Origin of the sequence: Bradyrhizobium tropiciagri, assembly GCF_001189845.1 — a bacterium.
GTDB lineage: Bacteria > Pseudomonadota > Alphaproteobacteria > Rhizobiales > Xanthobacteraceae > Bradyrhizobium > Bradyrhizobium tropiciagri.
On sequence record NZ_LFLZ01000002.1, the window covers coordinates 175,531 to 189,648 of the forward strand.

Consider the following 14,118-nt stretch of genomic DNA (forward strand, 5'->3'; position numbering starts at 1 on the left):
ATGCTGTCGACCTTCAAATCCTCATCAATCAAGCTGACCTCAATCAAGGCTTGGGCGCGCAACCTCAAGCGGGACAGCGTCGCGCTCTATCTCGCGGCGCGTGACCCGCGCGTACCATGGTACGCCAGCGCTTGCGATCGCCATCGCGGCCTATGCGCTGTCTCCGATCGATCTGATTCCGGATTTCATCCCGGTGCTCGGCTATCTCGATGATCTGATCCTGCTGCCGCTCGGCATCTGGTTCGCGATCGCGCTCGTTCCGGACGAAGTGATGGCGGAATGCCGCGCCAAGGCCGGCGCGGTATTGCAGCGACCGATCAGCCGCGCCGGGATGATCGCAATCGTCGTGCTCTGGATCGCCGGCGCATTTGCGCTGGTGTGGGCCGCTTTCAGATACTGGCCGCGGTAGCGGCCTTCGGCACCAGCGCCTCGACCGTCACGCCGTCATCGGTGGAGTTGATCTTGAGCGTGCCTCCGAGCGCGAGGATCCGCTCCTGCATGCCGGTCAAACCGCGGCCAAGCCTGCGATCGGCGAGCATGCCGCGGCCATTGTCGCGAACCCGCACCAGCACGCCATCGCGGCTGCCGCGCAGGCCGGCCTGCCGCTCGACGGGCTCGATCGTGATAGCGACCGCCGTCGCGCCGGCGTGGCGGAACACGTTGGTGAGCGCTTCCTGGACGATGCGGTAGATCGTCAAATCGGCCATCTCGCCGGTCTCGCCGAGATCAGGCGACACGTTACTCTCGATCTCCACCTCCGGATGCGTCTCGCTCCACAGCCGCACCAGCGCACCGAGCGCTTCTGCAAGCCCGAGCTCGGCCAATCCCACCGGCCGCAATCGCTCAAGGATGCGGCGAGTGAACTGCTGGAGCGCGTTGACCTGCTCGAGGATGGCGTTGCCGTGCTTGCGCAATGCCGCAGGATCCGCCTTGTCCACCTCCGACAGCCGGGTCAGTGCGCCGGCATGCGCGCGCAGCGCAAACAGATAGGGCCCGAACTCGTCGTGCAGTTCGCGCGCGATTTCCTTGCGTTCGGAATCCTGCAGCGAGACCGCACGTTCGGCGAGTAGCCGCTTGCTGTCGACGGCCTCGCCAAGCGTCGCCGCCAAATGGTTCAGTTTGGCACAGATCGCGGCCAATTCGGGCGATCCGCCGGGCTCGACCCGTGCATCGTAATCCCCGGCCTCGATACCGATCATGGCCTGCGACAGCGCCTCGAGCGGCGCCAGCGCGCGACCGACCACCAGCATGGTCACCAGCAGCAGCGCCACCGCGATCGCGGAGCCGATCTCGAGCTGGGTAACGATGCCGTCCCAGATCTCGGCGATCTCGTCGTCGGGATGCGAGGTGATGACCAGCGACTGCGGTTTGCCGTGAACCGAGATCGGCACCCGCACCGAGGTCTGCTCGGGATGGACCAGCGCGACGAACCACTCCGGCGGGGCGCGCGGATCGCCAGCGTCCTGCGGACGCTCGGGAGACTTTGCGGTCGCGTCATCCTGCCGCGTGATGCTGACATGACGCAGCCGGCTCAGATCCTCGACGATCTGATCAAGCCGCGCATCGGGATCCGGCGCCTCGTCGAGGCCGGCCACGATCGCAGCAACAAACTCGCGCGCGAGCCGGATAACGCTTTGATCTTCTGCCTGAACGCGAGGTCCCGCCTCGAGCGCCAGCCGCGCGATATTGATGCCCAATCCAAGCGCCAGAATCAGCGCCAGCAACAGGTTGATCCGTGCGCGCAAGGATAGCTTTTGCCACATGACGTTGCCCCCGACCGCGATCCCTCCTCCGAGAGGATCGTTGACAGCCAAATTTGCCCGGCTATCTAATCGCACCCTATCGCAATCCCGTGCGAGGTGCACAACCGGTCGGAACCGAGGTGTTCTTCGCGCAAGCCGATGTGATGACGCGTGAATCGATGAGGTCGCCGGAACAACGCCATGCGCATTCTGATCGTTGACGATCATCCCATCGTTGCCTCCGGTTGTCGCACCGTGTTCGCCGACGATCCCGCGATCACCCTGCTCGAAGCAGCGGATGCCGAGAGCGGCGAGCGGGCTTTCGTTGCGGAGAAGCCCGATCTCTGCGTGATCGACATCAACCTGCCGACCGTCTCCGGCTTCGAGCTGGCCCGGCGCATCCTGAGCCGTGATGCGTCCGCGCGCCTCATCATGTTCAGCATGAACGACGACCCGGTGTTCGCCGCCCGCGCCATCGACATCGGCGCCAAGGGCTACGTCTCGAAGACCGGCGATCCCAACGATCTGGTGGAGGCGGTCCGCGAGGTCGGTAACGGCGGCGTCTATCTGCCGCCTGCGATCGCACGCAATGTCGCCTTTGCGCGGCCGGGCTTTGCGCAGAATCCGCTTTCCAAGCTGACCTCGCGCGAGATGGAGATCCTGCGCCTGCTCAGTTCCGGCAAGAGCCTGTCGGAGATCGCCTGGCTGGTCCATTCGTCATACAAGACGGTCGCGAACACGTCATCGATCATGCGCCAGAAGCTTGGCGTGCGCACTTCGGCCGAGCTGGTGCGCCTCGCGATCGAGAGCGGCGTCGCCTGACGCCGCGCACCAACACAGAGGAATACGACGATGCAGACGGTTTCCCAGAACAAGTCGCATGGCGGCACACAAGGCGTCTACCGCCATCCCAGCCGCGAGACCAAGACCGACATGACGTTCTCGGTGTTCGTCCCTGAGCATGCGGCGGGCACCAAATTGCCTGTCGTCACCTACCTGTCGGGCCTGACCTGCACGCACGCCAACGTCACCGAGAAGGGCGAATTCCGCCAGGCTTGCGCCGAGCTCGGCCTGATCTTCGTCGCTCCGGATACCAGCCCGCGCGGCGAAGGCGTCCCGGGCGATCCCGCCAATTCCTACGATTTTGGCCTCGGCGCAGGTTTCTATGTTGATGCGACGGAGCAGCCGTTCGCGACCAACTACCGGATGTGGAGCTACGTCACTGAGGAATTGCCCAAGCTGATCGCCGAGCAATTCCCGGTCGACACGACGCGGCAATCGATCCTCGGTCACTCCATGGGCGGCCACGGCGCGCTGACGATGGCGCTGCGCCATCCGGATCGCTATCGCGCAGCAAGTGCGTTTGCGCCGATCGTGGCACCATCGCAGGTACCGTGGGGCAACAAGGCGCTCGGCGGTTATCTCGGCAGCAACAAGCAGGCGTGGCGCAAGCATGATGCGGTCGCGCTGATCGAGGATGGCGCCCGCTTCTCCGACCTGCTGGTCGATTATGGCGATGCCGACGGTTTTCTCACCGAGCAGCTGCGGCCCGAGCTGCTGAAGGCGGCGTGCGAGCAGGCCAACATTCCCCTCACCTTGCGGCGTCAGCCGGGCTACGACCACAGCTATTACTTCATCTCGACCTTCATGGCCGATCATCTGCGCTGGCACGCCGCGCGGCTGAAGGCGTGATACTTCCCGCGCCAAAGCGGCGTGATACCAAAATGTCGAAAACAACCCCATGCAAAGTAGCCGGTTCCGACGTTCAACCAGACGGCTGTCGACCAGACGGCTTGACACGTCGGGCAACTCAGGCGTAAACTTCTAATATTCAGAAATCGTCCAAGCAACCGTCGCTCATCGTGCCTGCGGGGCGCCGTAGTTCGGCGCAAGCAGACGGTTGCGCACGAGGTAGTCGGTGGCACGCGACCAGGATTCGTCGGTGTTGCCGCGCATGTCGGCACTCGCTGCGGCCACCAATTGCCCGGTATGCACGTCCCGCAGGTAGAGATTGATGTTGAGGATGAGGTTGGAGACCTTCTGCACCACGCCGGTCATCGCGAGGTCAGCGCCGAGCTCGCCGGCCAGCTTCACGTCGCAGCCGCCGCAGGCTGAAGATTGCTGCCGTGCGCCGCAACATTGACGGGCGCGATATCGAGCACGCGGAACTTGCCGGAGTCCGCAAGCTCCTTGCGCACCTGATCGCCGGCCCGGAGCAGCCGCGCCTGCTCGTCGGTGCGCGGCCCGTTCATCTCTCCCTGCAGGCTGGTGTCGATCATCTCGAGATCGAACACCGCGAGCTTGGGCGGTTCGGCTCGCACCGCCCCCGCCGACATCGCCAGCAACGATACGACCAACGCGAACGCTGTTCTCATGATTGTGAACCAATCGAAATTTGTAACCTCGCAACGACAAAAAGCGGGGTTGCAAGCAAGGCCAATTCGGTCATCTTGCACGTCAACGCATGGTGCGACAATGCCATGCCGAGTGAGGAAAGACTGCGGGAGGAGTTATGTTCCGATGGCTGATCGGCACGATCGCGCTCAGCATGATGGCGGCCAGAGCGCTGGCGGCTGATCCCGTCGAGATCCATATCGGCTATCTCGGGCATGCCGGCGTCAAATCGACGCTCTCGCTGGTCGAACAGCCGGCCGACAATGACGGCATCGCCGGCGCGCGGCTCGCGATCGAGGACAACAATACGACCGGCAAGTTCCTCAACCAGCGCTTCGCGCTCGACGAGGTCAAGGTCAAGGACAGTGACGATGTCGCCAAGGTCGCGACCGATCTCGCCGGCCGCAACGACTACATCATCACCGATCTGCCAGCCGACGCGCTGCTCAAGGTCGCCGATGCACTACGCGATCGCGGCACCATGCTGCTGAATGCCGGTGCGATCGACGACCGGCTGCGCGAGCAAGACTGCCGCGGCAATGTCGTCCATGTCGCGCCGACCCGCTCGATGCTGGCGGACGCGCTCGGCCAGTACCTGGTATGGAAGCAGTGGAAGCGCTGGCTGCTGGTGAGCGGCTCGCACGATCAGGACAAGCTCTACGCCGATGCGCTGCGCCGCGCCGCCAACCGCTTCGGCGCCAAGATCGTCCAGGAACGGACCTTCGAGGACACCGGCGGCGCGCGGCGCACCGACTCGGGCGTGACGCTGATCCAGCGCCAGATGCCGGTGTTCACCCAGCAGGCACCGGCCTACGACGTGCTCGTTGCCGCCGACGAGAGCGAGGTGTTCGCGAACTATCTGCCCTACCGGACCTGGGACCCGCGGCCTGTCGCGGGCTCGGCGGGGCTGGTGCCGACCAGCTGGGACGCGGCGCATGATCAATGGGGCGCGGTCCAGATCCAGAACCGCTTCGTCAAGCTGAACATGCGCCGCATGACGGCGCTCGACATGCAGGCCTGGACCGCTGCCCGCATGATCGGCGAAGCCACGTCCCGCACCAGCTCGGGAGACCCCAAGAAGGTCATCGCCTTCCTCAAGAGCAAGGATTTCTCGATCGCCGCCTTCAAGGGCACGCGACTGACCCTGCGCGACTGGAATTGGCAGCTCCGCCAGCCGATCCTGCTGGCCGATGGTCGTATGGTCGTTTCGGTCTCGCCGCAGGAAGGTTTCCTGCACCAGGTCTCCGAGCTCGACACGCTCGGAGTTGACCGGCCTGAAACGAAGTGCAAGCTGCAGTAGGGAGATGAAACGCATGAGGCGCCGCTGTCTGTTGACCGGGATGCTCGTTTGGCTTGCCGCGACACCGGCGTCCGCCTTCGTTGCCTATGTCTCCAACGAAAAGGGCAATACGGTCACGGTGATCGACACCGACAGCTGGACGGTGACGAAAACCATCAAGGTCGGCCAGCGGCCGCGCGGCATCGAGTTCTCGCGCGACGGCAAGTTCGTGATGGTTGCGGTCGGCGACGACGACACCATCCAGGTGATCGACACCAAGACCCAGGAGATCGTCGACACCCTGCCCTCCGGCCCCGACCCTGAGCTGTTCACGCAGGATGCCGCCGGCAAGACCATGTACGTCGCGAACGAGAACGACAACACGGTCACCGTGATCGATCTCGAGAAGCGCGCCCGGCTTGGCGACATCCAGGTCGGCGTCGAGCCCGAGGGCATGACGATCAGCCCGGACGGCAAGGTCCTGATCAACACGTCCGAAACCACCAACATGGCGCATTTCATCGACACCGCGACGCGCCAGATCGTCGGCAATGTGCTGGTCGATTCGCGGCCGCGCTTCGCCCAGTTCAAGCGCGACGGCTCCGAATTGTGGGTCTCCTCCGAGATCGGCGGCACGGTGTCGATCATCGATCCGGTCAAGCGCGAGGTAACCGGCAAGATCACCTTTGAAATCCCGGGCCTGCGCAACGAGGCGATCCAGCCCGTCGGCATCGGCATGACCAAGGACGGCAAGACAGCGTTCGTCGCGCTCGGCCCCGCCAACCGCGTCGCGGTGGTCGATGGTGCGACCCACAAGGTGCTCAAATATCTGCTGGTCGGCCAGCGGGTCTGGCACATGGATTTCACCCCCGACGAGAAATATCTGATGGTCACCAACGGCGTTTCGAACGATGTCTCGGTGATCGACGTCGCGGCCCAGAAGGTGATCAAGACCATTCAGGTCGGCGAATTGCCTTGGGGGATCACGGTCGCGCAGCCATGACCGCAACCGACGCCCATATCGCGAGCCAATCCTCGCCGGATGCAAGTCCTGCAGCAACCGCGCAGCCGGCGTTGTCGATCGGCAATGTCAGCCACAGCTACGGTCCGCGGCGCGCCTTGATTGATGTCAATTTCACGGTCGCACCGGCGAGCTTCACCGCACTGCTCGGCCTCAACGGCGCCGGCAAGAGCACGTTGTTCTCGCTGGTGACGCGGCTGTTCGGCATCCAGAACGGCCAGATCAAGATCTTCGGCCACGACATCAGCCGGACGCCGGGTGAAGCGCTGCGTCTGATGGGCGTCGTGTTCCAGCCGCGCACGCTCGATCTCGATCTGTCACTGACGCAGAACCTGCTTTATCACGCCGCGCTGCACGGCATCTCGCGGCGCGAGGCGCGGCTGCGCAGCGCCGAGGTGCTCGGCCGCATCGGACTTGCCGACCGCGCCGGCAGCAAGGTGCGTGACCTCTCGGGCGGCCAGATGCGGCGGCTCGAGATCGCCCGCGCGCTGCTGCACCGACCGCGGCTGCTGCTGCTCGACGAGGCTACCGTCGGGCTCGACGTCAAGGCGCGCGCCGACATCCTCGACCACGTCCGCCAACTCGTCGCCGAGCAGGGCATCGGCGTGCTCTGGGCGACGCATCTGTTCGACGAGATCATGCCGGGCGACGACCTCGTCGTGCTGCATCAGGGCCGGATGCTGGCGCACGGCCCGATGTCGCGCGTGATCGCGGACGCAGGCGCCCAGGACGTCAACACCGCGTTCATGCGCCTGACCGGAACGGCAACCCTCACCGGAAAACCGCCAACATGAGCAGCACGACGGTCACGCCCGAACGCAGCGGCTTCTCGGTGTCCGAATACATCGTCTGCCTGAACGGCATCGTGTGGCGCGAGGCGCTGCGCTTCCTGCATCAGCGCGAGCGGTTCGTCTCGGCGCTGGTCAGGCCGCTGGTCTGGCTGTTCATCTTTGCGGCCGGCTTCCGCCAGGTGCTCGGCATCTCGATCATCCCGCCCTATGAGACCTACATCCTCTACGAGGTCTATATCGCGCCAGGCCTGATGGCGATGATCCAGCTCTTCAACGGCATGCAATCCTCGCTGTCGATGGTCTATGACCGCGAGATGGGCAACATGCGCACGTTGCTGGTCAGCCCGCTGCCGCGCGGCTATCTGTTGTTCTGCAAGCTGCTCGCCGGCACCGCGGTGTCGCTGCTGCAGGTCTACGCCTTCCTGCTGATCGCGTGGTTCTGGGATATCACGCCGCCGACCATCGGCTACCTCACCGTGCTTCCGGCGCTGGTGCTGTCGGGCCTGATGCTCGGCGCGCTGGGCATGCTGATCTCAGCCAGCATCAAGCAGCTGGAAAATTTCGCCGGCGTGATGAACTTTGTGATCTTCCCGATGTTCTTTGCCTCGTCGGCGCTCTACCCGCTCTGGCGAGTGCAGGAAGGCAGCCCGATGCTGTACTATGTCTGCCAGTGCAATCCGTTCACCCATGCGGTGGAGCTGATCCGGTTTGCGCTCTACGGCAAGATGAACTGGGTTTCGCTCGCGGTGGTCGGCGGCTGCACGGTGGTGTTCATGATCGGCGCGATCCTGGCTTACGATCCATCGCGCGGCCTGGTGCGCCGCGGACCCGGCGGAGGCGAGGCATGACAGGCTTGCGAACGGGATTTGGCGCGCTGCTCGCGATGGCGCTGTCGAGCCAGGTCGCATTGGCTGCGGATCCGCGTTACCCGGACTGGCCCTGCCAACAAGCCAAGGTGCCCGAGATCTCGCTCGCCGCCGTCTGGGCCGGGCCGCCGCTCGGCGATGCCGAGACCAAGTGGAGGGACGATCCGAAGATCAGCGCACTCGCGACCAAGCTCGCCGCGCGCCGCGTCCCGCTCGAGGATGCACAGAAGCAGATCACCGAGTTCCTGCAGGCCGCCGCGGCGGACAAGGCCAATGCGGGAAAGCTGCTGTTCGCTGGCCTGTTCGATACGCTCAATGGGCAGCGTGCCTCGGTCATGAACGGGCTCGAGCGCGTGATGCGCAAGCAGCGCGAGGCCGCGGAGAAGATCCGCGACGATACAATCAAGCTGCAGGCGTTGCAGGATGCCACGCCGCCGGACCAGACCAAGGTCGACGAACTCGGCAACCAGCTGGTCTGGGAGACGCGGATCTTCGAGGACCGCGGACGGGTGGTGAAATTCGTGTGCGAGGTGCCGACCACCATCGATCAGCGGCTGTTTGCGCTCAGCCGCACCATCCAGCAGGAGCTGGATTAGCCCTACTGCGGCACGGGTCTGCTTCCATCGTCATTGCGAGGAGCGATAGCGACGAAGCAATCCATCTCACCCCGTTTGCGGACAGATGGATTGCGTCGCTTCGCTCGCAATGACGGCCGATGTGTTCGCAGCCTCACAGGACTGGCGGGAGGTGCTCCTTTGCGCAGCGCTGTTCCGGAACCAAATGCGCCCCCCGCTCGTTGACCCCAACTATATCTGAAGTTGGGAGACCTTGATGAGAGCAGCCAAGATCGTCATGACCAGCCTCGCCGCCGCGAGCCTGATCACCTCAGCGGCTTTCGCCCAGCAACCGATGACTGGAATAGTCACCAAGATTGACCGATTGAGTGGAACCATCTCGCTCCAGCAGACGCAAAGCGGAACGGTGGGCGCGGCCGGCGGCGCGATGCAGGAATACAAGGTACCCAAGGGACAGTCGCTGGAGGACTTCCACGCCGGCGACAAGGTAACGTTCACCACCTCAGACAGCGATGGCGGCAAAACCATCAACAAGCTCGACAAGCAGAAATAATCGGCACGACGCGTGAGGACGGGCTCAATGCTCGCCCTCGCGCGGCTCGGGCTCCACATCCGCCAGCGGCAGCTTGGCCCGTTCCCACCCGTCGGTTCCCTCCGGATACCACGCCACGTTGCGGTAGCCGTAGGACAGCACGCGCTTGGCCGCGTTCCACGACATCCAGCAACTTTCCTGACAATAGATCACGAGCAATTTTGCTTGGTCGTCGCCGGAGGCACGCACCAGGCCGCGCCGGAGATAGTCCTCGGTTGAAGCGGCAAGTTTGCCGTAGCCGGTGTCGGGCAGCCAGATGCTGCCGGGAATGTCGCGATGCGGCCGCTCGCGCCACACCGTGCCGGCGGGCAGTTTCGGCTTCGGCGGGCGCGGCAGCACGTCGACGAAGGCACCGGACTTGTCGCGCCAGATCGCTGCCGCTTCCTCCGTCGTGAGCACGCGTGCGCCGGCAAGCGTGGCCGGTACAAGTGCGCGGTAATCCTCGGTGCGGTACCCCTCGGGCTCTGCAGGCTGGTCCTGCGCGCGGACAGGCGAAGCGGCGACCACCAGCACCGCCAGCATGGCCGCGAGCCTGATCATGGCGACTTGGTTGCGGTCTCCGGCCCGATCGGACGGTCGTTCTCGTCGAGCAGCGGAACGCCGAAGTCGAGCAGGATCTTGTTGATCGCCGGCTGGTTCTCCTGGATCAGTCGATTGAGCTGCCGCTTCCAGTTCTGGTCAGATCCGCGCACGCCCATGCCGATGCGATACACCAGCTTCGGTCCCGTGGTCTCCTTGACCAGCGGCGTGATATGCAGCGGCGGGTTCGCCTTCTTGGCATAAAAGCCCGCCATCGGCCCCCACAGGATGCCGGCATCGATCTCGCCCTTTTCGAGATCGTTCATCATCGCCTCGGCCGAGGAATCGTAGCGCGTGTCGATCATCAGCGGATAAGGCTTGGCATTGCCCATCAGCCCGTTGATGGCCATGTTGGTCGCCGGCGGCGTTCCGGCGACGATGCCGATATGCTTGCCCTTCAGCCGCTCATCCTCGAGCGTCGTGACCTCATCCAATCCGCTGCCCGGCTTGGCGACGATCGCATAGGCCGTGCGGTAATACGGATTGGTGCCCTGCGCGAGGTCGTCGCCTTGCGGAAATCCCATGATCACGTCGCAGCGATGCGAGCCGAGAGTAACCCGCACGAAACCGGTCGCCTGCGGAAAATACATGTAATCGAGCTTCTTCTGCAGCTTCTCGGCAAACAGCTCGCCGATCTTGTTCTCAAAGCCCTCGCCCTTGTCGTTCGAGAACGGCAGGTTGCGCGGATCGGCACAGATGCGGAGAACTTTGGGATCGACCAGCTCGATGGAGAGTTCGCCCTGCTCATTGACCTGCGCACGCGCGATGTCACGGCCGGCGAGACAGGCGATAAAGCCGACAAGCGCGAACAGGACAGGACGGCATCCGACAACTCTCATCACGCGGTCTCCTCTTGAGCGGACAGGTCACCGTGGTCAGGCAATTGCCCGGCGCGCCATGACGTGTAACAGGGATAATGATCGCGACGGCGCCGCGTTGCTTGTTGCAGCGCAAACGCACGTGAGACGACATCGTTCATGCGTCCCGGAAAAACTGAGGCGGAAACATGGCTCATGGCGGTTCGGTGCTTGCGCTGCTCCTGATGCTTTGGGCGCCGACCATAGCGCGGGCGCAAGAGGCGGAATTGCCTGTGAGCGAAGTCGCCCCCGGAATATTCGTTCACACCGGCGTCACTGCATTGATGACGCGCGAGAACGAAGGCGCCATCGCCAATGTGGGCTTCGTGATCGGCGACAGTGCCGTTGCCGTCATCGACACCGGCGGCAGCGTTCGCGAAGGACTGCAATTGCTCGCCGCGGTGCGCAGCCATAGCGACAAGCCGATCCGCTACGTCATCAACACCCACGCGCATCCGGACCACAGCTTCGGCAACGCGGCGTTCGTCGGCGACGGGACCAGCTTTGTCGGCCACAAGGCCCTGCCCCGCGCGCTGGCGGCGCGCGGGCAATTCTATCTCGACGGATTTCGGCGGACCATGGGCGATGCCTTGGTCGACGAGGTGCGGATCATTCCACCAACCGTGCTGGTCGAGGACACGCTGAAGCTCAACCTTGGCGGACGGAGCCTCACTCTGAAGGCCTGGCCGCCCGCCCACAGCGACAACGACCTGACCGTCTTCGATGAACGCAGCGGGACCCTGTTCGCCGGCGACATGGTGTTCCTCGAGCATATTCCGGTGGTCGACGGCAGCCTCAAGGGCTGGCTGCGCGCGCTCGACGACCTCGCCGCGATTCCCGCCGAGCGTGTGGTTCCCGGTCACGGACCCGTGAGCGCATGGCCTGCGGCGCTCGCCGACGAACGGCGTTATCTCGAGACGCTGGCCACGGACGTGCGCGCGCTGGTCAAAAGCGGCAAGCCGATCACGGCTGCGGCGGAGCACGCCGCGGCAGCTGAGCGGCCGCGCTGGCAATTGTTCGATGATTACAACGCCCGCAACGCAACTGCAGCATTCTCGGAAATTGAATGGGAGTAGCTGTTGGCCCTATAATGATGCGGCTGCATAGGATCTCGCGAACATGACCGGACATCGCGCCCGCCTGCTTTGCGTCGCCAGCCTTGTTGCGATCGCGCTGGGCACACCGGCCGCGCTCGCGGCCGAGACCTATGACCCCTGGCCGGGCCTCGTCCAGGACATCTTCAGCAATCGTCCGATGAATGACGGCAACGACGTCATCGGCATCGAGATGCCGGCGCGCGCGGAGGACGCCGCGATCGTTCCGGTGACGCTGCGCACCAAGCTGCAACCCAGCGACAGCCGCCGCGTCATCGCCATCACCCTGGTCATCGACGAAAATCCCGCACCGATGGCCGCGAAATTCACGCTCGGGCCGGACGCCAATGTCACCGAGATCTCGACCCGCGTCCGCGTCAACAATTACACCAACGTGCACGCCGTCGCGCAGCTCAGCGACGGCAAGCTCTATGTGAGCAAGGTCTACGTCAAGGCATCCGGCGGCTGCTCGGCACCGGCCGGCAAGAACGTCGAGGAAGCGAAGAACCGGCTCGGCCAGATGCGCTACCGGCAATTCACGAAGTCCGAACAGGGGCCGGCGACCAGCACGCGCGAAGCCCAGATCATGATCGGGCACCCGAACAATTCAGGCCTGCAGATGGATCAGGTCACGCAGCTCTATATCCCGGCCTTCTTCGTCAACGAGCTGCACATCTGGCAGGACGACAGTCCGGTGCTGGCGATGGAGGGCGGAATCTCGATTTCCGAGGACCCCAACATCCGCTTCACCTACGTCTCGAACGGCGCCAAGCACTTCCGCGCCGAAGCCAGGGATACCGACGGGCACGTCTTCGAGCACGAATGGAAGGTCGAGAATCCCGGGACCTGACGGGTACGCGATCTCGCGATCAACGCTCTAGAAACATCGGACTTCGGCTTCGGCTTGAGCGCGCCGCAAATCGTTGAGCGCGTTCGCGGCCTGCTCGGACGAGCGGAACTGGCCGCCCAGGTTGCCGCGCACCTGCGCCATGCTCAGCACGGTTTCGGCGGTGACGTAGCGATCATAGGGGATGATGGAGGCGACGACGTCGATCGAGCAGGAGCATTGCTCGATCGACTGCCGGGATTCGCCATTGGCCTTCATGCAGCCGAACACATACTCCGCCCGCGCCGAGGTCGGATAGTCGTTGATCTCCTGAGCCCGCGCGCTGATCGTCGTCCCGGCGAGCACGGCCAGGAGCCCGGCCAAGAACACCGCCAAGACGGCGACAATCGGTCGTAGCATGCCAGCTCCTGCCATGGTCGTGCTTCCTCTTCTCTTCCCGCAAGCTATGCTATGGGTGTTGATCAGAAAATAAAACATTCGGGGAAGTGGCTCAAGAAACGATGATCATGTCTGTACGCACGGTGTTGGCTGCGGCAGTTCTGGCGGTCATGCAGTTCGGCACCTCGTGCAACGCGGAGACCATCCGCGTTGCAGCGCAGAAGACCGGAACGCTGGCCTGGGAACTGGCTGTCATTCGCTCCCATGGTCTCGACAAGAAGGCCAACCTGTCGATCGATGTCGTCGAGCTCGCCAGCCCCGAGGCCGGCAAGATCGCGCTGCGCTCCGGCACCGCCGACGTGATGGTGTCCGACTGGCCCTGGGTGTCGCGCGAGCGATCGCTCGGTGCCAAGCTCCAGTTCTATCCCTATTCGAGCGCGCTGGGCGCCGTAATGATCCCGGCCGCCTCGCCGGTCGAAACGCTCGCCGACCTCAAGGGGCGCAAGCTTGCCGTCGCCGGCGGCGCGATCGACAAGAACTGGCTGTTGCTGCAAGCCGCCTTGAAGCAGGACGGCGTCGACCTGAAGTCACAGGCGACCATCGTCTATGGCGCGCCGCCGCTGCTCGCCGCCAAGACGCTGGGTGGCGAAATGGACGCGACGCTCAACTATTGGAATTTCTGCGCCGCGCTCGAGGCCAAGGGCTTTCGCCGCCTCGCCGGCATGGAAGAGATCCTGCAGAAGCTCGGCAGCAAGGGCCGCATCGCGATGATTGGTTACGTCTTCGACGAGGCCTGGGCTGGCGCCAACAAGGACCTGGTGGCCCGCTTCATCGCCGTGACGCGCGCCGCGAAAGAGATTCTGGCGACCTCGGACGCCGAATGGGATGCGATCGCGCCGCTGACCGGCGCGCAGGATGCCGCAACCCTGCAGGCCTATCGCGACCGCTATCGTGAAGGCATCCCGCGGCGTCCGATCGCTGACGAAGAGGCGGACGCGCGGGTGCTCTACCGGGTGTTGGCGCAACTCGGCGGCCGCGATCTGGTCGGGACGGCGACCGAGCTCGATCCCGGCACCTTCTATCAAGCGATCCCGGGAGACTGA

General features: G+C 64.3%; 15 protein-coding genes and 2 pseudogenes. 12 read left to right on the forward strand and 5 right to left on the reverse strand.

All coding sequences use genetic code 11. The annotated features are described in order from the left end of the window. Window positions 1–409 (forward strand): annotated as a pseudogene (locus tag AKN84_RS02520) (YkvA family protein). Here the strand turns inward: AKN84_RS02520 and AKN84_RS02525 are convergent. After that, window positions 390–1,763: a histidine kinase gene (locus AKN84_RS02525; RefSeq protein ID WP_050419203.1), complete on the reverse strand. Its 1,374-nt coding sequence runs from the start codon at window positions 1,761–1,763 to the stop codon at window positions 390–392. The pseudogene AKN84_RS02520 and the gene AKN84_RS02525 overlap by 20 nt on opposite strands. 180 nt (window positions 1,764–1,943) lie before the next feature. On the opposite strand from AKN84_RS02525, the gene AKN84_RS02530 reads away from it, so the two are divergent. Further along, complete coding sequence (locus AKN84_RS02530; RefSeq protein ID WP_050419204.1) at window positions 1,944–2,564, forward strand: response regulator transcription factor; 621 nt, start codon at window positions 1,944–1,946, stop codon at window positions 2,562–2,564. Window positions 2,565–2,594: 30 nt separating this feature from the next. Further along, on the forward strand, window positions 2,595–3,434 hold the full coding sequence (gene fghA / locus AKN84_RS02535) for an S-formylglutathione hydrolase (protein ID WP_050419205.1): 840 nt from the start codon (window positions 2,595–2,597) through the stop codon (window positions 3,432–3,434). Window positions 3,435–3,599: 165 nt separating this feature from the next. On the opposite strand, the pseudogene AKN84_RS50570 reads toward fghA, so the two are convergent. Beyond that, a pseudogene (locus AKN84_RS50570) lies at window positions 3,600–4,191 on the reverse strand (DUF3280 domain-containing protein). Window positions 4,192–4,254: 63 nt separating this feature from the next. Here AKN84_RS50570 and AKN84_RS02545 point away from each other — a divergent pair. From AKN84_RS02545 to AKN84_RS02570, 6 genes are all read left to right on the forward strand, one after another. Beyond that, entirely contained in the window at window positions 4,255–5,436 is a 1,182-nt protein-coding gene (locus AKN84_RS02545) for an ABC transporter substrate-binding protein (protein ID WP_050419206.1), read from the forward strand. Between the two features lie 4 nt (window positions 5,437–5,440). Continuing rightward, window positions 5,441–6,418, forward strand: coding sequence for a YVTN family beta-propeller repeat protein (locus AKN84_RS02550; protein WP_050419207.1), 978 nt, complete (start codon window positions 5,441–5,443; stop codon window positions 6,416–6,418). Then, window positions 6,415–7,230, forward strand: a complete 816-nt coding sequence (locus tag AKN84_RS02555; RefSeq protein WP_128970360.1) for an ABC transporter ATP-binding protein — start codon at window positions 6,415–6,417, stop codon at window positions 7,228–7,230. The genes AKN84_RS02550 and AKN84_RS02555 overlap by 4 nt, the downstream gene beginning before the upstream one ends. Next, on the forward strand, window positions 7,227–8,075 hold the full coding sequence (locus tag AKN84_RS02560) for an ABC transporter permease (protein WP_050405241.1): 849 nt from the start codon (window positions 7,227–7,229) through the stop codon (window positions 8,073–8,075). The genes AKN84_RS02555 and AKN84_RS02560 overlap by 4 nt, the downstream gene beginning before the upstream one ends. After that, the gene (locus tag AKN84_RS02565) at window positions 8,072–8,689 is read left to right on the forward strand and encodes a hypothetical protein (protein WP_050419208.1); all 618 of its coding nucleotides are present in this window, start codon (window positions 8,072–8,074) and stop codon (window positions 8,687–8,689) included. Before AKN84_RS02560 ends, AKN84_RS02565 begins: the two co-directional genes overlap by 4 nt. A 235-nt stretch (window positions 8,690–8,924) precedes the next feature. Further along, window positions 8,925–9,221, forward strand: coding sequence for a copper-binding protein (locus AKN84_RS02570; RefSeq protein WP_050419209.1), 297 nt, complete (start codon window positions 8,925–8,927; stop codon window positions 9,219–9,221). 24 nt (window positions 9,222–9,245) lie between these two features. Here the strand turns inward: AKN84_RS02570 and AKN84_RS02575 are convergent, their stop codons facing one another. Together AKN84_RS02575 and AKN84_RS02580 are read right to left on the reverse strand one after the other, a co-directional pair. Beyond that, complete coding sequence (locus tag AKN84_RS02575) at window positions 9,246–9,800, reverse strand: PQQ-dependent catabolism-associated CXXCW motif protein (RefSeq protein WP_050419210.1); 555 nt, start codon at window positions 9,798–9,800, stop codon at window positions 9,246–9,248. After that, window positions 9,797–10,678, reverse strand: coding sequence for a substrate-binding domain-containing protein (locus tag AKN84_RS02580; protein WP_050419211.1), 882 nt, complete (start codon window positions 10,676–10,678; stop codon window positions 9,797–9,799). The genes AKN84_RS02575 and AKN84_RS02580 overlap by 4 nt, the downstream gene beginning before the upstream one ends. Window positions 10,679–10,881: 203 nt before the next feature. Here AKN84_RS02580 and AKN84_RS02585 point away from each other — a divergent pair, with 203 nt between their 5' ends. Together AKN84_RS02585 and AKN84_RS02590 are read left to right on the forward strand one after the other, a co-directional pair. Continuing rightward, window positions 10,882–11,772 carry a quinoprotein relay system zinc metallohydrolase 2 gene (locus AKN84_RS02585; protein WP_430649881.1) on the forward strand — a complete coding sequence of 297 codons (891 nt, stop codon included), beginning with the start codon at window positions 10,882–10,884 and terminating at the stop codon, window positions 11,770–11,772. Between the two features lie 43 nt (window positions 11,773–11,815). Then, window positions 11,816–12,640 carry a quinoprotein dehydrogenase-associated SoxYZ-like carrier gene (locus AKN84_RS02590; protein WP_050419213.1) on the forward strand — a complete coding sequence of 275 codons (825 nt, stop codon included), beginning with the start codon at window positions 11,816–11,818 and terminating at the stop codon, window positions 12,638–12,640. A gap of 27 nt (window positions 12,641–12,667) precedes the next feature. Here the strand turns inward: AKN84_RS02590 and AKN84_RS02595 are convergent, their stop codons facing one another. After that, a complete protein-coding gene (locus AKN84_RS02595) occupies window positions 12,668–13,036 on the reverse strand; it encodes a hypothetical protein (protein WP_430649876.1) in 369 nt (122 codons plus the stop codon). Window positions 13,037–13,185: 149 nt separating this feature from the next. Here AKN84_RS02595 and AKN84_RS02600 point away from each other — a divergent pair, with 149 nt between their 5' ends. Beyond that, window positions 13,186–14,118, forward strand: coding sequence for an ABC transporter substrate-binding protein (locus tag AKN84_RS02600; RefSeq protein ID WP_244484906.1), 933 nt, complete (start codon window positions 13,186–13,188; stop codon window positions 14,116–14,118).